This is a genomic window from Leptotrichia buccalis C-1013-b, from assembly GCF_000023905.1.
Taxonomy (GTDB): Bacteria; Fusobacteriota; Fusobacteriia; order Fusobacteriales; family Leptotrichiaceae; genus Leptotrichia; species Leptotrichia buccalis.
Genome location: NC_013192.1, coordinates 1,627,965 through 1,650,191 on the forward strand (window position 1 = coordinate 1,627,965; position 22,227 = coordinate 1,650,191).

The following is a 22,227-nucleotide window of genomic DNA, read 5'->3' on the forward strand; positions in this document are numbered from 1 at the left end:
TTTATTAAAATTTAAATTAATTAACAGATTAATATTTATTTTTCCAATATTTCCTCTATACTTTTTTCACTTTTTATAAATTAGAAATTCTTACAATTCAATCTCACTCTCATAATACAAAACCTGATTTATATTTCCTTGCAAAAATTCAACCTTTTCCCTAATTTCCTCAGATACAAAGGGCATTTTTATATCTGACAGAGTTTCTTTTAAAGTTTGTGTTAACTCCACTATTTGCACTTTATATTTATCCAATTTTAAATCATTTGCCATTGCTTTTATACAATCTTCAAGAGTTCCAATTTCATCAACCAAATTGATATTTTTGGCTTCGCTTCCAAGCCACACTCTTCCTTGTGCAATTTTTTCAAGTTCCTCATCATTCATTCCTCTGGCTACCATTACATGTTCCTTAAACTCGCCATAAACTTCATTCATATTATGGATTAATTTCTCTTTTGAATCTTCTCCTAATTCTTCAAATGGATTCAGCATATCAAAGCCCGCACCCTTTCCAAATCCTTCCAAATTAACATCTAACTTTTTCATTGTTCCTACAACTTCAGGATACATCATAACAACACCAATTGAACCTGTCAAAGTGAAGTTATTTGCAAATAATTTTTTTCCAGTTGTAGCAATGTAATAACCTCCACTTGCACACAAATCTCCCATTGAAACATATATCGGCACAGTCAATTTTTTTAATTTCTTATATATTTTTTCAGAAACTAAAGCACTTCCACCAGGCGAATTTATTCTTAATACTAACCCTTTCAAATTCTTTATTTCTTTTAATTCCTCAAGTTTTTCACAAACATTATCATAAGTAATATTTTTGTTGGGATTTTTCATATCAATAACGCCCTCAAGATTTATCACAGCAATTGTATCTTTTGCCTTTTCCTTCTTATCTTTTGTCATCACAATATAATCTTCAATCGAAACTGTATCTTCTTTATAATTTATCCCAATCTCATCATAATCAGCAACACCGTCAATCAATTTATATTCCAAAGCCTTTTTCTTCCCAGCAAAAATCAAATTTCCACTCAATATCTCATTTTCAATATCAGTCCCTCTTTTACTTTTTACCAATTCCACAAAATCTTCAAAAACTTTATCTTTTATATTTTTAATTGATTCCTTTTTCTCTTCCGACATTTGGTTATGGCTAAATTTTTCTCCAGCCACCTTGTAATCACCAATATGAAGCACATTCATTCTTATCCCAAACTTTTCCAGAAACGACTTCAAATAAAATTCCTTATGCAAATATCCCCTAAAAATAAGAGTTGACTGCCTTGTGTCAAACATAAAAATCTTATTAGCAAGCATAGCCTGTCTATATCGACTTTCCTCAAAAAGCGTTCCTATCGCCACAACTTCCTTATTTTTTTTAATCTTATCAAAAATTTTAGAAATTTCTTCCAGCTGTGAAAGTGTCAAATTTAACTTATCCACATCAATAATCACTTTTTTTATATTTTTATCTTCCGCAAGATTATTTAATCCTTGCAATATTTGATAATACGATAATTTCTCTTTCCCCTTTAATGCAGGCATAGCCACATCTTCCTTTAATTTTTTCACATCAAAAACAACAGTTTTTACTTTTTTTAAAGGCAATTTCTTCTTATTTTTTACTCTAAGAATCTTCTTTACAAAAATTAAACTTAAAATTACACACAAAATAAGCATTATTACTATTTCTAACAACATTTTCAAAATAAACATCATATCAACTCCTTCTTGCTATTATTTTTCTTTTCCTAAAATTATATCAAATCTTTTTTCAATATTTTGAGGAAAATTTGTTACTTTTTTATATTTTTTTACCATTTTCTGTAAGGATATTAAATTAAAATCAACCTTTAATTCACTAAACATCTGAAATATTAATGTCTCATTTTTTAACAAAAAAGTTATTGAGGAAATCATAGAAAACAAGTCATTAATTCCTATTTTATTTTTATAATCATTTTTCCCTATAAATTGATTTGGAAGAAAATTTTTAATATTCTTCAATTTCAAATTGTTACCTTTAGCTCTATAGGTTATTACTTTTAAATTATGGGCAATTCTATTTCTAAACTTTCTTACGATAGTAATTGAATTTTTTAATAGTTCTACTAATTCTTCATCTTTGAGTTGACTCGCATTATTACAATATTCTTTTGCTATCTCCAGCTTATCTTCTAATTTTAAAAAGGAATATAAATCAATAATGTCTGTAAAATTAACATTTTTAAATAATATCCAAGCTGGAATATGATTATGATATTTTTTATAATATTCTGTAGGATCATTTTTATACTTATTATCTGTTGCTACTGCCAAAATTGCTTTTAAGGTTTGATTTCTTTTTTCTCTTCTTTGAAAATTAATAGGCAAATAGTAGTTTTTTTCATTTAAATACTGTTCAATCGAAATTCCGTATTTCCTTGATATAAGGTATGCCATTTTTGTTTTAAATATATTTTCTACATAGACACTATACTTAAACAATGTATTTTGAATATTTTTATCTAATATTTTGAAAAGAAACAAATCTATAATATCTGTGTTTTCTTCAAATATTTCAGAATCTTTCTCAAAAAAGATTCTTTAGAACCATTAATCAAATTATAATATGAAATCGTACTTAAAAGTTCTAAAGCAAAATTTTCATTTTTTATATTTAGTTTATATTTATTTTTTAATATTTCTATTTGCTCTTTATAAGTTTTAAAAGGTTTATCATACACAATTTCTCCCATTTCCCCCTCCACAAAAAAATCCACTACGCATAATGGATTAGATAGTCCTGTAATAAAATTACATCTGACCAAGTTATTTTCTATGCATATTATAGTATAGAATTTTTCAATTGTCAATCATTTTTTTAATTAATTTTTTATAATTTACAGTTCAATTAACAACTTCTTCAATTCATTCATTTTATCCCTCAATTTAATAGCTTCCTCAAAATTAAGCTCCTCAGCCAGTTTTTTAATCTGCTTATCAAGTTTCTTGATTTCCTTTTCAATATCTTTTTCACTCTTATACTGCTTGATTGCTTTGTTTGCTTCATTTTCTTTTTCAATTTCATAGTCTACGATTGACTCTGCAATTTCTCTTACAATTGATTTTGGATTAATGTTGTTTTCCAAGTTGTATTTTTCCTGAACTTCACGCCGTCTGTTCACTTCATCAATGGCTTCCTGCATAGAGCCTGTTATTCTGTCAGCATATAGGATAACATGTCCTTCTACATTTCTTGCAGCACGTCCCATTGTCTGAATTAAAGATCTTCTGGAACGCAAATATCCTTCCTTGTCTGCTTCCAAAATTGCCACTAATGAAACTTCTGGAATATCTAACCCTTCCCGCAGCAAGTTTATTCCAACTAGAACATCAAATTCTCCTTTTCTCAAACCTCTTATTATCTCTGTTCTTTCTAGCGTGTCGATGTCAGAATGCATATATTTTACTTTTATTCCATATTCCAAATAGTAATCTGTCAGTTCTTCTGCCATTTTTTTTGTCAAGGTTGTAACTAAAATCCGTTCTTTTCTTGCCGTTCTTGTTTTTATTTCATCCATCAAGTCATCAATTTGATTTTTTGTTTCACGAATGTCGATACTTGGTTCTACAATTCCTGTTGGACGGACAAGCTGCTCTACAACTTCACCATTTGAATGTTCCAGCTCGTAATCGCTTGGAGTGGCTGAAATATATACAACTTGTGGGATTTTCCCAAAAAATTCCTCAAATTTCAACGGACGGTTATCATAAGCACTTGGAAGCCTGAATCCATTGTCAATTAAAGACTGCTTTCTTGCTCTATCTCCCTTATACATCCCATTTATCTGCGGAACTGAAATGTGCGACTCATCCAGAAATACAACTAAATCCTCTGGAAAATAGTCAATTAACGTATCAGGTGCTTCTCCTTCACTCTTTCCTGTCAAATATCTAGAATAGTTTTCCACACCTTTACAATAACCAATTTCCTCAATCATTTCCAAATCATACTTTGTTCTTTGCTCAATTCTCTGTGCTTCCAGTAGTTTTCCCTCTTTCTGGAAAAAATTCACTCTTTCTTCCATTTCCTTTTTTATTGACTCAAACATCACTTTTGTATCTTCATTTGTCAAATAGTGAGTTGCAGGCATTATTGTGATTCTTTTTATATTTCTAATTTTCTGTCCAGTAAGCGTATTAATCTCTGAAATGCTTTCCAAATCATCTCCAAAAAATTCAAAACGGTATCCTGTATCCTGATAAGATGGATGTAAATCAAGAATATCACCTTTCACACGGAATTTTCCACGTTCAAATGCAATGTCATTTCTCTCATATCTAAGTGAAATCAGCCTTTTTATAAGCTCATTTCTTTCAAATCCTGTTTCCACATCAATCGGAATCGATCTCTTTTTATATGCCTCTGGCGACCCCAATCCATAAATTGCCGAAACCGAAGCCACAATAATAACATCTCTTCTGTTCAAAAGTGCCGCTGTTGCCGCATGCCGCAATTTATCAATCTCATCATTAATTGAAGAGTCCTTTTCAATATACGTATCAGTTTGCATAATATACGCTTCAGGCTGGTAATAATCATAATAAGACACAAAATATTCAACAGCATTTTCAGGAAAAAACTGTTTATATTCATTATAAAGCTGTGCTGCAAGTGTTTTATTCGGTGCCATTATCAAAGCTGGACGATTTATTTTTTCAATAACATTCGCAACTGTAAATGTCTTTCCCGAACCCGTAACCCCAAGCAAAATCTGATCTGTAATACCATCTTCCAAGTTTTCCACAATTTTTTGGATAGCCTGAGGCTGATCTCCAGTTGGCTGAAATTTTGAATGTATCTTAAAATCCATCTCTATTTTTCCTCCTTTCAATACAAACCTTTTGGTTATTTATAAAAGTTTATAAACTTTCAAATAATACAATTTTTCATTTTTGATTTTTTTATTTTTTATTATTTTCTGACAAACCCCTGCTATAGTAATACTAACCCCCATTTAAATAACGAATTTATTACAATCTTTTCTAACAAAGGATAAAAAACAATTTAGTTGAATGATTATGAATTAGCTATCAAACAACCTTATTATAAAAATTTATTCCTATTTTTAAATAGGGTTTAATATAAAGATTGTTATTATTCAATTTTTATAATTATTTAATATAACCTAAAAATAAAATTATTTCCCATAACCCATTTCATCAAGAAATTTCTTATTCTTTCTCCATTTTTTCTTAACTTTTACCCACAATTTTAAATTAACCTTCAAATCAATTAAATGCTCAATCTCACGTCTAGCCTCTATCCCAATTTTCTTAAGCATAGTTCCATCTTTTCCAATAATAATTCCTTTTTGGCTATCTCTTTCAACATAAATATTTATATCATATTTCCTAATCGCAGGCTTTGTTTCCACATTAATGATTTCCACAGCCACGCTATGTGGAATTTCATCTTTTGTATGATGTAAAATTTTCTCTCTGACTGTTTCCACAACGATTTTATTTACTGGTAAATCTGTATAATAATCTTCTGGATAAAACCACACATCATTTGACAAATATTTCTCAGCAACTTCAAATATCTTATGAATCCCAATCGCATATTCCGCCGTAAGAGTTATTATTTCATCAAACTCTCCCAATTTTTCACGAATTTCCTTTTTCTTCTCCTCAATTTCCTCATCCGTCATTCTATCAATTTTATTAATAACAAGTACAATTGGTGTATTTACACTTCGCACATTTTCATTAACGAACATATCCCCAGTTGAAATTTCCTGCGTCCCATCCAGCATAAACATTATCAAATCCACATTTTCAAGTGCCTCTAACGCTACATTAGTCATATGTTCCCCAAGTAAATGTTTTGGTTTGTGAATCCCTGGCGTATCTACAAATATAAACTGACTTTCTCCAATATTTACAATCCCTTTTATCTGATCCCTAGTCGTCCCAGCCTTATCAGACACAATCGCAACTTTTTCTTTCACAAGCTTATTCATAAGCGTGGACTTCCCAACATTTGGACGTCCAACAATTGTTATAAATCCTGACTTCATTCTTTCTCCAATTCTGTTTTTTATATTTTTTTTACAAATTCCGATTTCAGTTTCATCGCTCCAAAACCATCTATTTTACAGTCGATATTATGAATCCCATCGTCAATTAATCTTATATTTTTAACTTTTGTTCCTCTCTTCAAGTCTGATGATGCACCTTTTACTTTCAAATCCTTAATAATTGTAACACTGTCCCCATCCTGCAAAATATTTCCGTTTGAATCTTTTACAACATTTTCCTCACTGCTTTCTTCTCCATTTTCAGCCCATTCGTAAAAACATTCTGGACAGACTAACATATTTCCATCCTCATAAACATATTCTGATCCACATTTTGGACAATTTGGTAAACTCATATTCTATCTTCCTTTCAAATTTTATTATTTTTTTATCATATCATTATACCACGAAACAGTAACTTATAAAATATGTTTATTATCACAATTTTCATTTATATTATTAACGGTATTCTAAAATCAATCTCCAAAATTATTTTATTGTTTCAGTATTAAAGGAGCTTGAGTACGTATCGATTTTTGCAGTAAACAAGGGCATTACAAAAAATGTTATAAAAAATAACATTCCATAATATGCAAAAACCGTCCATAATGGTGCTTTTCCATTAATATTCATCTGTAAAAGCGGAATTTTGCTTCCAGCATAAATAAATCCTTCAAAAGCCTTAAAAATAATTTCGGTAATAAAAACTACTATTCCATTGAATAAAGATAATTTAAAAATATTTAAAAGCACTGCAAAAAATAAACATTGTATAACAACCGTCCCAACTGGAATTCCCACAATGTTTAGTAAAAACGAAAATAATGGTAATTTTTCAAAGTAATACAAAAATAGAGGAATACTCGTAATTTGTATTGTTAAACTCAAAAATATCAAATCTACAGTATTTCTCAAAACCTCGTTTTTTATTTTATCCAAAATTTTTTCCTGATAAAATTTCTTAAATTCAGGATTTACAAAGATTATCGCTACAACTGCGGCATAGGAAAGCTGCATTGAAATATCAAAAAGTGAATAGGGATTTAACACAATTATGACAATAAACGACACTAGCAGAGATTTTTTACTTTCCTCCTGCTCAAAAAGGATTCTTGCTAAAATCATCATCGCTCCCATAATATAGGCACGTAAAATTCCTGGCGAGAATCCAATTAATGCACAGTAAAAAGTGAGTGCAACAAGTGCCATCAAATACTTAAACCTGTACCCTAGCGACAGCCCATCCAAAATTTTCACAATTCCAATAACAACTAGACTTATATGAGTCCCAGAAATTACAATTAAATGAGCCAGTCCCGTGTATTTAAACTTATCCTTCATATCCTTAGAAACCTCCGCCTTTTCCCCCAGAACCGCAGCACGTGAAAAAGCATACAAATTTTCTTCAGTTATAAACAAATTATCAAAAATCTCCAAAATATATTTACGGACTCCATTTAATCGTGATTCTTTATATCCCAGCAGTTTCCCTTCAATCTTAATATTGCCATTTTTATTTACAGCTTTCCTAATTTTGTACCGCATAAGGTAAAATCCGTATTCAAGCCCCTTCTTATTCTCAATGCTCGCCTGGTTTTTCAAATATTTGTTATTAACCTTCAAGACACTTCCACGATTTCCATCAATTTTCACATAAAGTGTCTTTTCTCCAGAAAGTTCTCCCTTAAAAGTAACAAAATTAAGATAAAACACAAACAAAAAAATCCCTGCCAAAATCAAAATTCCCAATTGCCAAGTTCTTTTCACTTCTTCAATTCCTATTTCCATATTAAAAAATTTTACTAAATTTTGTTTTCTGCGTGAAAGTTCGGATTTTATATACTTTTTCCTAGTCTCTTTCTCCCTCAATTTTTTCATTTCCAGAATATATTTATCAAATTCCTTATTTTCAAATTTAGTTACATTTTCTTGAGTTTCATTGCTTCCACTATTTTTACTTATTTTTGTATTCTCATATTTTTTAAAATCTTCTTTTCTATCTGATTTTTTTACAATTTTACGAAATCTTATATTCTCAAAATCTCTTTTTTTATTATTTTGTCCAGTTGTTGTATTATTCTCAACATTTCCCCCATTTTTCATCTAAATTTCCTCCTCCCACAAGTTAGCCTTTGAATAATCATCCGAAAGATTAATCGGCTTTTTAGCCCTGTAAATACTTATAATCGGATATTTCGCCGCATTTATTGTGTTTGTAGAAATCCTGTAATAAATTTTTTCTCCCTTTTTATCCAGCAAATAAACGGAAAATCCTTTTTCAAAATTCCCTTCATTTGTGGTACGTCTTCTAAAATCAGCATTTTTATTAGAATTATTTGTCATATAAGATAAGTTTTGGGAAATCTCCATTTTATCTATAATATCCTTTTTCCCATTTTTTTCATCCAAAAAATAGGCCCTCTTTTCAGATATTTTAAAATCCAGTACATATTCCTTCCTGTTGTGCTGTGCATACTGCTGAATTTTTCTGATAAACTGGCTAATATTCCTCTTTTGAATTGCGAACTCCTGATTTTGCCTCTGTTTCTGTAAATTCACAGAAACCACTATAAACAAAATCGCCATAATTGAAATGTATAACAAAACCTCAATGAGCGTAAACCCATTGTTATTTCCCTTTATTCTCATTTTCTCCCCCTTTAAAAAACTATTTTTATATAATTTTTAATTTCAAATTAATATTATTATACAACATTTTCTGAAAAAATCAAATATTTTTTACAAATAAAAAAATTCCCTACTTAATAAACAAGGAATTTTTTTCGCAGTTTTTTACTCGTTTGAATTTTGTTTTATTTACACTCTAATCTAAACATAAAAACTTAAAAAATTAATTTTTACTTTTTGTTTCACTTGATTTGACAATAAATCTAATTCGCAATTTTAATCATATAAATAGAAATCCATTATTTGTAATAGTTCCCTAGAATTATCATCTATACTTTCATTCGCTAATACATCCTTTATTTCCTCTTGCAATTTCATTCTTTCATTTTTAAATTCTTCCTTTCTTTCGGCATCATAAGCCATATTTGCCATTCTTCCTATTGCTGAAAATCCGAAAGTAAAATAATTAAAAATTGTTATAAATCGTTTTTTCTTTTTAGTTCTTTTAAATTTCATATATTTTTTATCAATTGAACTTATATCTAGATTTTCTTGTTTTGCTGATTCAAAAAACTTTTCTAGCCTGCCTACACTATTTCTTGAAAACAACTCTAATCCACGTTCTATTAATTCCTTTACTTTTACCATTTATCTTCCCTTCAATTTATAAATTTACAAACTTTTCTCTGCTTCATCAATCGTCTTATATCCTTTTTCCAGTACAATATTTTCCAAATTATTTTCTGCCAAGTTTACATTATTTGTAACACAACTTTGGATATACTCGTAATATAATTTCAATGTTTTTACTGAATATGACGATAATTCTCCCTTCAAATAAGTTTCAATTGAAGTATAGTTTGGAGTGTCATATTTTGAGTATAAGGGACGCCCTTTTGAAGTAACTTTTGGATATTTTTTTATTATTTCTTCTTCCCAATGCAAATAAATTTCTACTATTTTTTGTACCAGCTCTTCTTTTGCTGGCGAGATTTCAGGCAAATAATCCTTGATTATCTCGTATTCTTTTGGAACGCTGTATTTCATCATTCTGGCATATTTGTCCTGAACAATGTTTTCTCCACGATGTTTTGCCAAAATCAAGTCTTCCAGATAACTTTCCAGAATTTCATCAGGCAATGTTTCCCATTGGCTTCTCCTCATAATTTCAAATTCCTGTGGATTATCCTGACATTCTGCTCTTCCTTCCGTATGGTGAACATTTTGAAAAAATTCCCATTCCCTTTTCAAAATTTGCCGAATAAAACTTTCTTTTTTACTAATTTCTCTTTCCATTTTTAATTCTCCTATTTTAAAATCCAATATTCTTTAATTTTGTTAATTGTTTTTTATTTTAATCCATCGCAGGATTCCAGTTTCTTAATTTTTCATCTTCAATTTTATTTTGCACAAAAGGCCCATAATCCTGTAAAAAGTCGCTTGTTAATTGTCTTGGAACAATATCTTGATTTTTCATTTCCGAAATTACATCGGCACTTATTTCTTCAATAATTTGAAATTTTCGATTAATCGCACCAGTTGGCAATTTTACTAGTTCTTCAATTAGAAAATAAGTTTTTTCGCCTAAAATTTTCAAATCTTTTAAGGCTTTTGGCATCCATTTGTAAAAAAGTTTATATTTTTTATTTAATAAAAAAATCATATGTATCGCCTCATTGATAAATTCCGTTTCTGCCAGCCTTGCTGCTACAATTTCATTCCTTTTCATGCACCGTAAATAGTTATATTGCCCAGATTGTGCCATTTTCATACATCTTGTAGCAATTTTGTTAAGCCGTATATCTTCTGGAAAATATTTTTTCAAATCATTTCTAATTTTTGTAAATTGTCCTGAATTATCCATAAAAATCTCTCCATTAACCGCTGTTGCTAATAATTCTTCTGGAATTAACCGCCAATCATACAAATTCTCAGGTGCTTTCACATCTCCCAAAAATTTGAAAAACCAGTCTTCCATATTAAGGACACCACGCCGTCCATCCCCAAATTCGCTCACATTCAATGCTTTAAATCCCAAAAACTCCTTTGGCAATTCATTCAGCTTTTTTTGTAAAGCAACTCCATATTTCTCATAATCTTCCGAACTTAGCCAAATACAGCAGGACGGCCCAAAATCATGATCCTGCGAAATTTCATCATCGAACCCAAAACACTCGGAACCTTCTCCCGCAAGTCCAGCCGCCATTTTTTCAAAAACTTCTGGAAATTCACTTTTTATAACTGGCAAATAAACTTCTTCAAAATATTTTTTTGAAAGTTCCAGTCCTTTTATTTTTATTTGAATCCATTTTTTCTCCTTCTTCCAAAAATCTAAACCATTTTTTCCTTCACAACTTCAATATTTTCCAAAATATTCTTGTAATTATTGCTTTCTTTTCCAAACGTCTTTTCACAAATTTCAGCACTTTCCTCAAACAGTTCCAATGCTTTTTCATATTCATTTTCTGCAAAATAAAAAGTTGCCATATTGTTAAGGACTGCTGCATACAAGTTATGAGTTTTTCCAACTTCCTTTTCAATTAATTCCAACGATTTTTGCAAATATTCTTCAGCTTTTTCCTTGTTTTTCACTTTCAAATAAGGCTGTACAAGATTACTTAGCGTAATTGCATACTGAATAGGATTTTCTCCGACTTTTTCCAATACTTCCAGACTTTTTTCCTGCAATTCAATCGCTTCCTCGTATCTTTCAAGTTCCTGATAAAACAAAGCCAAATTATTACATACACTTGCATAAACATAGTCATTCTGTAAATTATTATTTTCATAAATTTTCATAGTATTAATATACATATCTTCAGTTTCATCATACTTTTTCATAAATCTGTAAACTTCCGCCAAGTTCAGGCTACAAGTCGCATACGGAATACTGTCTTTCCCATACTTTTTCTCAATAAAGCCTTGTGCCTTCAGCAAAGCATCTTTCGCCGTATCAAACTCTCCAACATATTTAAGAGTTCCTCCAACTTCATTCAAAATTTTAATATTTTCATCACTTTCCTCACCAAAAACCTCTTGTGTAAGTTCTGCTAATTCCTTTAATACTTTAACTTCTTCCACAACATTCCCCTGTTGCATAAGTTCTTTTCTCAAGTTTGTCAATTCATTTATTCTAACCTTTTTTTCAAATATATTTGACATTTTAAATTTCTCCTTCATCTTAATTTTATTGTTTAACTTTCGTATTTCAAAAGTATAATTTGAATACATTTCAATTTTAAATTTGTTATTTCTACCAAAAGTTTACCATACAAAATTACAATCTGCAACTATATTTAAAATAATTTTAAGATTTCAAAATAGTTTTACTATAAAATAAAATTATATTGTTGAAATAACAAAACTCCCATTATATAATTAAATTGATTAAATGTTTTGAAAGGAAAAAGAAAATGAAAAATGAAAAAACGAAAACAATTGATTTTAAGTACCATCATATAAAGCATTATAAATATCAAGCACAATCAAAGAAAACTTTAATAACTTCAATTTTGCTGACGCTATTTTTTGCTTTAGTTGAATTATTTGGCGGAATATTTAGCGGCTCGCTGGCACTTATTTCGGATTCATTTCACATGTTTTCGGATGTTATTGCACTTTTGTTTAGCATTATTGCTGTATTTTTTTCAGCCAAAAAGCCAAACAAAAATTTTACTTACGGATTTTTAAGAATTGAGATAATTTCTGCATTTATAAATGGGCTAGCTCTTATGATAATTTCGGTTGGAATAGTTATTGAGGCTGTAAAACGGCTTTTCAATCCAGAGCATGTTGATTTTTTTACAATGTTTACAATTGCAGTAATCGGACTTTTGGTTAATGTAATACTTATGTTTGTACTTATGAAAAGTTTGAAAAAAGAAAATAATCTTAATGTGAAAAGTGCATTGTGGCATTTTTTAGGCGATACATTAAATTCTGTTGGAGTTATAATTGCCGCGATTATTTTGAAATTAACTAATCTTGTGATTTTTGACATAATTATAAGCATAATTATTAGCATTGTTATTTTTATTGGAGGTTTCAAAATTGCAAAAGAGACGTTTTTTATTTTAATGGAAGCTGTACCTAATAATTTAGATATTTCTGAAATTCATAATAAAATTTTGACGATTGATAAAATAAAAGATATTCATGAATTTCATTTATGGAATATTTCTGAAGAAAATATAAGTATCTCATTTCATATTTTACTTGATGAGTATGATGGTGTAAATGATTACGAGATCGTAAATGATGTGGTAAAACTTCTAAAAAATGAATACGGAATAGAGCATGTGACAGTTCAAATTGAAAATCCTGAAATAAATCCGCATCTTTAGCTATTTCTTCTTTTGATATTGCCTAAAATCTAACTAAAAAATAAAAAACATAGCCTTCAGACTTTTTTCTAATCTGTTAGCTATGTTTTTCAATTAATTAAGAATAAATTTTGTTATCTTCTTGTGCAAGATTTTTCAATGCCATTAGGTCCTCTATAAATGGCATCTTTTCCACCTTTGAAGAATTCGATATTTCCATTTTTAGAAACGTATCTTGATCCGCTGCCTGATACTGCTACTTTAAGGTTATAAACTTTTCCTGCTTTAGTCACTACTCTAGCAGCATTTGTTGCTGGATAAGAAACTGTTATTCTTTCAGAACCGCAAGTATATGATTCTGAAGCCACCTTTCTTGCAGCAGGTCTTTTCTTAGCTGTTGCGGCAAAACTCATTCCTCCAATTAATGTCATTACAGACAATACTAGCATTGATTTTTTCAATAATTTCATCTTCATCATTCCTTTTCTTTAAATTTTGTTTCAACAGTAATATACCACATAAAACTGTTAAATTTCTTATAAAAAGCTATTTATTTAAAATGAAATCATAATAAAATTTCCTTATATACAAATCTTATTAGGTTACAAATATAAAACTAAACTAAACAGCACTATTTATCGATGTTCTTCTATTCAATTTCAATTTATATTTTTCCAAAAATTTTTTAACATATCTCATTAAAAATAGTGATCTTGCTAATGAAAAAACTATGAAAGATAGCCATAATCCATGATTTTGATATACTGGTATTACTGTAAAATACACTATTAGGAAAACTACTAACGATTGTAACATTGAATTCCTTATATACGCTGTTTCTGTAGCGCCTGTAAAATTTCCATAAATTACTAATCCAAAACTTACAACTATCGGGAATACAATTATCCACATTTTATACTGATTTGCAATATTTATAACTTCTGTATTCTTTGTGTAAAATAATAGCAGCTTTTCACCGCCTAAAATAAATGCTGTACTTAAAAATACTGAGATTATGATACAAAAATGAATTGATTTTCTCATTACCCATTTTAGTTTCTTAAAATCTTTCTCTCCCACTGCTATACCCGAAAATACACTTGAAGCGTTGGCAAAACCGTCAAAAATGTACGACATCAAATATTGAACCTGAAATAATATGGAATTTGCAGCCAATATAATTTTTCCATTGTGTGCAGCTTTTTCCAAAAATAAATTTGTTGTTACCAAAAGACATACTGTTCTTAATACTAAATCTAAATTTACTGCTCCAACCTTTTTTATTTCAGCTTTGTCAAAAATTTCTTTTAAATTTATATTATATAAAATTTCCTTTAATGAAAAAGTCTTTAAAATAATAAAAACTGATAAAAGAGTTGTTGTTATTTGAGAAATTAAAGTAGCAACCGCCACTCCTGCAACATCCATTTTCATAACTTTTACAAAATATATGTCCAGAGCAATATTTATAAAATTTGTCATAAGCTGCAAAACCAGGCATTTTTTTATTTCCTTACGTCCCATTATCCAGCCTAAAAATGTATAATTTAGGAGCACAAACGGTGCTCCCCATATCAAAATATTAAAATAGACTGCTATATATTTCGTAATTTCCCTGTCAGCATCAAAAAAATGTGTAAATCCCCATAAAATAGGTTTTTGAAACAAAACAAAGAAAATTCCCAATAAAACAGAAATTATCATGGGACGTACTAAAACTGTAATTTCTTCCTTTCTGTTGCTTTCTCCAAAAGCTTTTGCAGAATATCCCGATGTGCTGATACGTAAAAAGCCAAAAAGCCAATAAATTGTATTAAAAATCGTTCCCCCAAGTGTTACCCCACCTATAAAGACTGGATTTGAAAGATTTCCTACAACTGCTGTGTCAACAGAATTTAGCAAAGGAACTGTCAGCGTTGACAATGTAAATCCAAATGCTAATTTCAAATATTCCCAGTTTCTAGTTTTTTCTATATTTACACTTTTTTTCATCTTCCTCCTTGAATTTACAAAAAGCATTATTATTTTTAGTAATTTTCAGGAAATAAAATTCTTTCTACGCCTTCAATTATAATGTGTAAAATCATCATGTGAACTTCCTGAATCCTGTCTGATGTTTCTCCAGGAATTATGAATTCATAGTCACATACTCCCTTCAATTTTCCACCATCTTTTCCAAGTAATGCAACTGTTTTTAAATTTCTTTCCTTAGCTGATTTAACAGCTTCAATTATATTTTTAGAATTTCCCGAAGTTGAAATCCCAAAGAAAAAATCACCTTCCTGCCCAAACGCTTCCACGCCTTTTGCAAAAATAAAGTCAAATCCATAGTCGTTTCCAACGCATGTAATATGCGAAGAATCACTAATACTTATAGATGGTAATGCTTTTCTATCTTTTCTAAATCTTCCTGTAAATTCTTCAGCAAAGTGCATTGCATCACAGTTACTTCCACCATTTCCTGCAATCAACGACTTTTTGCCATTTTTGTACGCTTGTGCTAGTTCTTGTGCAATTTTTTCTGTTTTTTCAATATTTTCCTCATTTTCTACAAATGTCTTCACAGTTTCAAAAGCTGTCAAATACGAATTTCTGATATTTTCTTTTAACATAAAATTTCCCTTCTAAAATTTATTTATAAATTATTTGTTTAAATTACTATTTATTTTTTACTGAAAATAATGCTGGAGTAATCTTGTAATCCTTCACAAATTTTACAAATTTGGAAATTCCGGGTTTTTCTCCATTTTCACGAATATAGGCAATTTGGAACTTGTCTTCGGATTTTTCAAAGTTATGAATGACTTTTAATGCACCTTTTTCAATTTCCTCATAAACACTGTAATATGGCAGAACGGCAAAACCAAGTCCGCTTTTTATAAGGTTTTTCATCGTTTCAATACTTCCATTTATGACAATCCTGTTTTCAAAATTAAAGCCTATTATTTTTTCAAATAAATCCAGATATTTGCTTGTCAACACAGTATCCCGCTTTAATAGCTGCATTTCCTTCAATTCCTTGTAATCAGATATTTCCTTTCCTGCCACAACGACAAATGGATATTCCTCAGTTTCAATAACCTTTATTTCCTTATCTTCAATGAAATATTCCTCCATTAAAGCAATGTCAACCGTTCCTTCCTTCAAATGTTTTACAAGCGATTCACGATTTTTTATATACAAATCAAATTCAATTTCAGGATTATGCTTTTTAAATTCCACCATAATTCTCGGCAGCACAGGTTCTCCAATATTGTGAGTTGCTCCTATGCAAATTTTCCCTTTGCCATAATGTGAAATTTTTTCCATTTCTTTTTCTACCCGTAAAATCTTGTCAAAAACATCCTTTGACATGCGATAAAGCTCTTTTCCCGCAAAAGTCAACCTAAAATTTTTAGAATTTCTTTCAATAAGCTGGATTCCTAATTTTGTTTCCAATTTTTTTATTTGTATTGATACCGCAGATTGGCTTATAAATAAATTTTTTGCAGCTTTCGTAAAACTTTTTTCCTTGCATGCCTCAAAGAAAATTTTTAAATGATGTACATCCACAGTTATTTCTCCAATCATATATTTTTTATATTATTATAACTCATACACATATTTTTGTCCAGTAAATATAAGATTGAAAAATAAAATAATTTATTTAAAATTACTTTAATTAATGATTGAATTTCTTTTTTTAAATAATTTTATTCAATAAATTTTGGAATTTATTTTAAAATTCACAGATATTATATCATTATCTACTTTGGTAATCAAATTATTTTTTTATAAAAATTTTTAAATCAAATAAAAAATTATAGAAAAATTAAATATTTAGTGATAAAATACAAGTATTAAAATTTAAAATTAGGAGGAAAAATGGTAGAACAATTATTTAAAGAACTATCTTTATTGGAAGAAATTGAAGCAATTGCATTAGGAGGCTCACGAGCGGGAGAAAATTATGATGAAAAATCAGATTATGACGTATATCTTTATGTAAATTCTCCAATTAGCGAAGAAAAAAGAAAAAACATTCTACAAAAATTCTGCAGTTATATGGAAATTGGAAACAGCTTTTGGGAATACGAAGATAACTGTGTTTTAAACAATGGAATTGAAATTGACATTTTATATCGGGATATGGAAGACTTTATGAAAGGTATTCAAAGGGTAGTTGTTGAATGCCAACCAAGCAATTCCTACACAACTTGCATGTGGCATAATTTAATTACATGCAAAATTTTATATGACAAAAATGGAAAACTTGAAAAATACAAAAATAAATACTCAATACCTTATCCAAAACAGCTAAAAGAAAATATCATAAAAAGACAGCTAGAATTAATTGATTCTTCAATGCCAGCATACCCAAACCAAATAAAAAAAGCAATTTCAAGAAAAGATTTTGTTAGCATAAACCACAGAACAACTGAATTTCTAGCTTCTTATTTTGATTTATTATTCGCAATAAATGAAGTAACACATCCAGGTGAAAAACGATTGGTTCAACTTTGTAAAAAACAATGCAAAGTATTACCTGAAAATTTTGGGGAAAATCTAAATTCTCTTTTTTCACATATGTATTCAGAAGAAAATCAATCTTTGTTAATGAATGATATAGAAAATATTGTAAATAATATAAAAAAGATTTCTCACTAAATTTTTAAATAGTTTTTATAAAATAAATTCAATTAAAGAAAAAGATTTGACAATAGATAATAATTTTGATAACATTTACGGGTAGAATAAAAAACTGAGAAAGAAGGAGAGAATATGTCAAGTATTATAATTCCAAAAAATTATGATCCAAAATATGGGATTATGGAAACAGAAATTGCTATAAAAGTGGTAAAAGACTGTTTTGAAAAGGAACTTTCAAAAGCACTGGATTTAACAAGAATTTCAGCGCCTATGTTTGTTAGAAAGGCGGCTGGTATTAATGATAACTTGAATGGTGTGGAACGTCCTGTGGCATTTGAAATGAAAGAAATGCCCGATGTAACATTGGAAATTGTGCATTCACTTGCAAAATGGAAAAGAATCGCATTGAAGCAATATGGCTTGGAAGTTGGAAAAGGGATTTACACAGATATGAATGCTATCAGAAGAGATGAAGATTTGGATAACACACATTCAATTTATGTTGACCAATGGGACTGGGAAAAAGTTATTTTAGAAGAAAATAGAAATGTTGAATTTTTAAAGGAAACTGTAAAAAAAATATATCAAGTCTTTTTAAATACAGAAAAAGAATTGACAACAAAATTTGAAAAATTTGAAAAATTCTTACCAAAAGAAGTAACATTTATTACTTCACAAGAATTAGAAAATTTATATCCTGAATTAATTCCAACTGAAAGAGAAGATAAATTTGCAAAAGAACATGGTGCAATTTTCGTTATGCAAATTGGAAAAGTGCTAGAATCAGGAAAAAAACACGATGGACGTGCTCCAGATTATGACGACTGGGAATTAAACGGAGATTTGATTATGTGGAATCCAGTTTTGGACAGATCGCTGGAATTATCATCAATGGGAATTCGTGTAGACAAAGCAGCTTTGGAACGTCAATTAAAGGAATTAAATCTAGAAGAAAGAAAAAATCTTTCTTTTCATAAAATGCTCTTAAATGATGAATTACCATTAACAATCGGTGGAGGAATCGGACAGTCAAGAATTTGTATGTTCTTATTGCAAAAAGCTCACATTGGAGAAGTTCAGGCTTCAGTTTGGACTCCTGAAATCGTAAAAGAATGTAAGGAAAACGGAATTAATCTTTTATGGTATTAATAAATTTGAAATAAAAGAAAAAAGTGAATTACTAATTAATTTTAGTTTTTCACTTTTTTATTTAAATTATAAATCCTGTTCCAGCAAATGTCCCATTTTCTCTTTTTTTACCTTTAAATAACTTTTATCTACATCATTTGCAGTAATTTCAATTTCTGTACGTCCAGCAACTTTAACTCCGTATTTTTCAAGCCCTTCAATTTTCTTTGGATTATTAGTTTTTAAAATAATAGATTTTATTCCCAAATCCTTTATAATTTGCGCTGCCACAGCGTAATCTCTTAAATCATCGGAAAATCCCAATTTATGATTTGCTTCAACAGTATCATAGCCTTCATCCTGCAATTTATACGCCTTCAATTTATTCAAAATTCCAATTCCACGTCCTTCTTGACGTAAATAGATTATAAGCCCTTCTCCGCTTTCTTCCAGTTCATGTAAGGCTCTATGAAGCTGTTCTTGACAATCGCACCGTCTTGAACCAAAAACATCACCTGTTAGGCATTCAGAGTGAAGTCTGACAGTAACATTTTCTTTATTTTTTATTTCGCCTTTCATAACTGCAATATATTCTTTATGTTCGATTTCATCGCTATAACCTGCAAAAGTAAAGTTTCCAAATTGTGTTGGAATATCAACAACTGCTTCATTTTTAACTAATTTTTCGTTTTTTTTTATATAAACAATTAAATCATCAATTGTAATTAATTTTAAATTATGTTTTTGACAAAATTCAAATAAGTCATTTCGGCGAGCCATTTCTCCGTCTTCCCTTAAAATTTCCATAATTACAGCCACTTCAGAAAATCCTGCAAGTCTAGATAAATCAACAGCCGCTTCAGTATGCCCAGTTCTTTCCAAAACTCCGCCTTCCCGTGCAATCAGCGGAAACATATGCCCAGGCTTTCTAAAGTCTTTTGCCGTTTTTGCAGGATCTGCCAAATCTTTTATTGTCTTTAACCTGTCACCTGTGGAAATTCCAGTAGTTGTGCCTTCGAGAGAGTCAACTGACACTGTAAAGGCAGTTCCGTAATAATCAGTATTATGCTGAATCATTGGGTTTAACTCAAGTTCTTCTGCTCTTTTTTTGGACATTGGTACACACATAAGCCCACGTGCCTCATTAATTATAAAATTCAAAGTTTCATAATTTACTGTATCAGCTGGAATTATTAAATCTCCCTCATTTTCTCTATCTTCGTCATCTACAACTACGACCGGAACACCATTTTTCAAATCTTCAAGAGCAGATTCGATACTATCAAATTTTAGTTTAGTTTCTGACATTTAAAATCACTTCTTTCGTTTACATTTTTTATTAAAATCCATTTTTTTGTAAAAATTCCATTGTTAAATTTGATTTTTTCTCTTTTTTATTTTGATTTTTTTCTTCATTTTCAAAATTGTTAAACTTTAATATTTTTTCAACATATTTTCCAAACAAATCTGTTTCAATATTTACAAAATCTCCAGTTTTCTTCATTCCGACTGTAATATTTTCAATCGTGTGAGGAATAAGTGAAACCGAGAAAATTCCAGCATTATCGTCTACATCAATTACTGTAAGGCTCGCTCCGTCAATCGTTACACGTCCTTTTTCAACAATATATTTCATATTATTTTTATAATTTTTATCCAGCTGAAATTCATACACTTTTGCAATCCCCTTATCTGTAATTGATACAATTTTAGCCTCACAGTCAACATCCCCCATTACAAGGTGTCCGCCTAAAAAAGTCATAAGTGTAAGTGACTTTTCAAGATTTACAATATCTCCAGCTTTAGCACGTTTTAAACCACTTCTTTCAATAGTTTCAAACATTACATCAGCAGTAAAGTCATTTCCATTTAGTTTTGTAACAGTCAGGCACACTCCATTTACAGCGATACTATCCCCAATCTGTGCTTTTTCAGCGACTTTTTTCCCCCTTATTGTAATTTCGATACTTGCAGTTTTTTTTGCAATATCAATAATTTTTCCAGTTTCTTCAACTAAACCAGTAAACATAATTTTCTCCTGATTTTTAATTTTTTATTCTAAATTATAGTAATTCTAGTTTAAAATAAATAGGGCGTGTCTGAAAACTCTCAAAATGATGAATTTTTAACAAATTTTTCCAAAATCAAAAATAATAAACACTAATTTTATCGTGATTTGTATAATTTATAAAATCAAAAAAACATTAAAAATAACATAGATTTTGAGTTTTCAGACACAGCCTAGTAGAAAGTTTAGATTATGTCTATAGTCAATCTACTAACTATAACTTTTTTGTAAAAATTCCATTCCAACATTTTCTCCATAAATATTATATTTTACGTTTTTCAAAATGATGGATTCATCCATATTTTTCTTATCAAATCCAGCAATAAAAGATTTCCCTTCAGTATCGCCTAAGATTTTATTAGCAATAAAAATCTCCCCAGCATCAATAACATCTTCTTCAAATGCCTGTGAAATAAGTAATTGACCACCTTCCAGTAAAATTGAGTCAATTCCTAATGTTCCAATTTTTTCAAGAATTTCTTTAAAGCTGAATTTTGTACCATTTAAAAATACAAATTTAACCTTGTTATTTTCAGAAAAATCTAACTGCTTTTCAGAATTTTTATTTTTTTCTGATGTAACAATTATCGTCTTTTCATCAATATTTTCCTTAATAATATTATGAATTTTTTCAGTTTTTAAATGTGGATCAATAATGATTCTATATGGATTTACACCGTTTTCAATTCTCGCAGTAAGGCTTGGATTGTCAGCTAGGACAGTATTTATGCCAACCATTATTCCCATAAATTTATTTCGGTAAAATTGTACTTTTTCACGTGCTGCTTCGTTTGTAATCCATTTGGAATTGCCTGTTTTTGTAGCAATTTTTCCATCTAGAGTAATCGCACATTTTAAAAATAAATATGGCAATTTTGTCAGAATATATTTGAAAAACACTTGATTTAGTTTGTCGCATTCTTCTTTCAAAACATTTTCAGCAACTCCAATTCCAGCATTTTTCAATATTTGTACACCTTTTCCAGCCACTTTTGGGTTTGGATCAGATGAGCCAATGACACACCTTTTTAGTCCCAATTTTACAATTTTTTCTGCACAAGGCGGTGTTTTTCCATAATGCGAGCAAGGTTCCAATGTAACATAAATCGTAGCATTTGATAAATCTTTAGAATTTTTTGAAGCTTCGTCCAAAGCGTAAACTTCGGCGTGAGGCCCTCCAAAATACTTGTGATAGCCAGTTCCAATAACTTTTCCAGCTTGAACGACAACAGCTCCAACCATTGGATTGGGATTAACTGCCCTAGCTCCTTTTTTTGCTAGTTCAATTGCCATTCTCATATATTTTTCATCAATGTTTTCTTTCATTTTATTTTCCCTTTATATAATCCAAGACATCTTCCTTCTT

At 29.6% G+C, this 22,227-nt stretch carries 22 protein-coding genes; 3 read left to right on the top strand and 19 right to left on the bottom strand.

The genetic code is table 11. The features are described 5' to 3' along the window. Nucleotides 1–90: 90 nt before the first annotated feature. The 12 genes from sppA to LEBU_RS07645 form a co-directional block, all read right to left on the bottom strand. The gene (gene sppA, locus LEBU_RS07595) at nucleotides 91–1,737 is read right to left on the bottom strand and encodes a signal peptide peptidase SppA (protein WP_041760629.1); all 1,647 of its coding nucleotides are present in this window, start codon (nucleotides 1,735–1,737) and stop codon (nucleotides 91–93) included. 21 nt (nucleotides 1,738–1,758) lie between these two features. Beyond that, a complete protein-coding gene (locus LEBU_RS07600) occupies nucleotides 1,759–2,550 on the bottom strand; it encodes an Abi family protein (RefSeq protein WP_021768391.1) in 792 nt (263 codons plus the stop codon). Nucleotides 2,551–2,552: 2 nt separating this feature from the next. After that, on the bottom strand, nucleotides 2,553–2,759 hold the full coding sequence (locus LEBU_RS11610; RefSeq protein ID WP_049756109.1) for a hypothetical protein: 207 nt from the start codon (nucleotides 2,757–2,759) through the stop codon (nucleotides 2,553–2,555). Between the two features lie 144 nt (nucleotides 2,760–2,903). Continuing rightward, the gene (uvrB, locus tag LEBU_RS07605) at nucleotides 2,904–4,877 is read right to left on the bottom strand and encodes an excinuclease ABC subunit UvrB (protein WP_015769754.1); all 1,974 of its coding nucleotides are present in this window, start codon (nucleotides 4,875–4,877) and stop codon (nucleotides 2,904–2,906) included. A gap of 327 nt (nucleotides 4,878–5,204) precedes the next feature. Beyond that, nucleotides 5,205–6,086: a GTPase Era gene (gene era / locus LEBU_RS07610; RefSeq protein WP_015769755.1), complete on the bottom strand. Its 882-nt coding sequence runs from the start codon at nucleotides 6,084–6,086 to the stop codon at nucleotides 5,205–5,207. A 20-nt stretch (nucleotides 6,087–6,106) separates the two neighbouring features. Further along, the gene (locus LEBU_RS07615) at nucleotides 6,107–6,442 is read right to left on the bottom strand and encodes a zinc ribbon domain-containing protein YjdM (RefSeq protein ID WP_015769756.1); all 336 of its coding nucleotides are present in this window, start codon (nucleotides 6,440–6,442) and stop codon (nucleotides 6,107–6,109) included. Between the two features lie 133 nt (nucleotides 6,443–6,575). Next, complete coding sequence (locus LEBU_RS07620; protein ID WP_015769757.1) at nucleotides 6,576–8,189, bottom strand: ComEC/Rec2 family competence protein; 1,614 nt, start codon at nucleotides 8,187–8,189, stop codon at nucleotides 6,576–6,578. Further along, nucleotides 8,190–8,735, bottom strand: a complete 546-nt coding sequence (locus LEBU_RS07625) for a type II secretion system protein (RefSeq protein WP_015769758.1) — start codon at nucleotides 8,733–8,735, stop codon at nucleotides 8,190–8,192. Between the two features lie 255 nt (nucleotides 8,736–8,990). Further along, complete coding sequence (locus LEBU_RS07630) at nucleotides 8,991–9,362, bottom strand: hypothetical protein (protein WP_015769759.1); 372 nt, start codon at nucleotides 9,360–9,362, stop codon at nucleotides 8,991–8,993. A gap of 24 nt (nucleotides 9,363–9,386) precedes the next feature. Beyond that, nucleotides 9,387–10,010, bottom strand: a complete 624-nt coding sequence (locus LEBU_RS07635; RefSeq protein WP_015769760.1) for a DUF4125 family protein — start codon at nucleotides 10,008–10,010, stop codon at nucleotides 9,387–9,389. 58 nt (nucleotides 10,011–10,068) lie between these two features. Beyond that, nucleotides 10,069–10,962: a DUF4037 domain-containing protein gene (locus LEBU_RS07640; RefSeq protein WP_015769761.1), complete on the bottom strand. Its 894-nt coding sequence runs from the start codon at nucleotides 10,960–10,962 to the stop codon at nucleotides 10,069–10,071. Between the two features lie 83 nt (nucleotides 10,963–11,045). After that, a complete protein-coding gene (locus LEBU_RS07645; RefSeq protein WP_015769762.1) occupies nucleotides 11,046–11,876 on the bottom strand; it encodes a tetratricopeptide repeat protein in 831 nt (276 codons plus the stop codon). A gap of 251 nt (nucleotides 11,877–12,127) precedes the next feature. On the opposite strand from LEBU_RS07645, the gene LEBU_RS07650 reads away from it, so the two are divergent. Continuing rightward, nucleotides 12,128–13,057, top strand: a complete 930-nt coding sequence (locus tag LEBU_RS07650; RefSeq protein WP_015769763.1) for a cation diffusion facilitator family transporter — start codon at nucleotides 12,128–12,130, stop codon at nucleotides 13,055–13,057. A 113-nt stretch (nucleotides 13,058–13,170) separates the two neighbouring features. On the opposite strand, the gene LEBU_RS07655 is transcribed toward LEBU_RS07650, so the two are convergent. The 4 genes from LEBU_RS07655 to LEBU_RS07670 form a co-directional block, all read right to left on the bottom strand. Then, nucleotides 13,171–13,506, bottom strand: coding sequence for an MliC family protein (locus LEBU_RS07655; protein ID WP_015769764.1), 336 nt, complete (start codon nucleotides 13,504–13,506; stop codon nucleotides 13,171–13,173). 151 nt (nucleotides 13,507–13,657) lie between these two features. After that, nucleotides 13,658–15,028, bottom strand: coding sequence for an MATE family efflux transporter (locus LEBU_RS07660; protein ID WP_015769765.1), 1,371 nt, complete (start codon nucleotides 15,026–15,028; stop codon nucleotides 13,658–13,660). A 35-nt stretch (nucleotides 15,029–15,063) separates the two neighbouring features. Further along, nucleotides 15,064–15,648 carry a D-sedoheptulose 7-phosphate isomerase gene (gmhA, locus tag LEBU_RS07665; protein WP_015769766.1) on the bottom strand — a complete coding sequence of 195 codons (585 nt, stop codon included), beginning with the start codon at nucleotides 15,646–15,648 and terminating at the stop codon, nucleotides 15,064–15,066. Nucleotides 15,649–15,694: 46 nt separating this feature from the next. Then, nucleotides 15,695–16,588: a LysR family transcriptional regulator gene (locus LEBU_RS07670; RefSeq protein WP_041760632.1), complete on the bottom strand. Its 894-nt coding sequence runs from the start codon at nucleotides 16,586–16,588 to the stop codon at nucleotides 15,695–15,697. A 312-nt stretch (nucleotides 16,589–16,900) separates the two neighbouring features. Between LEBU_RS07670 and LEBU_RS07675 the strand changes: the two genes are divergently transcribed. Beyond that, complete coding sequence (locus tag LEBU_RS07675) at nucleotides 16,901–17,683, top strand: nucleotidyltransferase domain-containing protein (protein WP_015769768.1); 783 nt, start codon at nucleotides 16,901–16,903, stop codon at nucleotides 17,681–17,683. 114 nt (nucleotides 17,684–17,797) lie between these two features. Next, a complete protein-coding gene (gene asnA / locus LEBU_RS07680; protein WP_015769769.1) occupies nucleotides 17,798–18,814 on the top strand; it encodes an aspartate--ammonia ligase in 1,017 nt (338 codons plus the stop codon). 66 nt (nucleotides 18,815–18,880) lie between these two features. Here asnA and LEBU_RS07685 read toward each other — a convergent pair whose 3' ends face one another. The 3 genes from LEBU_RS07685 to ribD form a co-directional block, all read right to left on the bottom strand. Next, nucleotides 18,881–20,101, bottom strand: coding sequence for a bifunctional 3,4-dihydroxy-2-butanone-4-phosphate synthase/GTP cyclohydrolase II (locus tag LEBU_RS07685; RefSeq protein WP_015769770.1), 1,221 nt, complete (start codon nucleotides 20,099–20,101; stop codon nucleotides 18,881–18,883). 31 nt (nucleotides 20,102–20,132) lie between these two features. Further along, a complete protein-coding gene (locus tag LEBU_RS07690; protein ID WP_015769771.1) occupies nucleotides 20,133–20,822 on the bottom strand; it encodes a riboflavin synthase in 690 nt (229 codons plus the stop codon). 249 nt (nucleotides 20,823–21,071) lie between these two features. Continuing rightward, entirely contained in the window at nucleotides 21,072–22,187 is a 1,116-nt protein-coding gene (gene ribD / locus LEBU_RS07695) for a bifunctional diaminohydroxyphosphoribosylaminopyrimidine deaminase/5-amino-6-(5-phosphoribosylamino)uracil reductase RibD (RefSeq protein WP_015769772.1), read from the bottom strand. Nucleotides 22,188–22,227 lie beyond the last annotated feature (40 nt).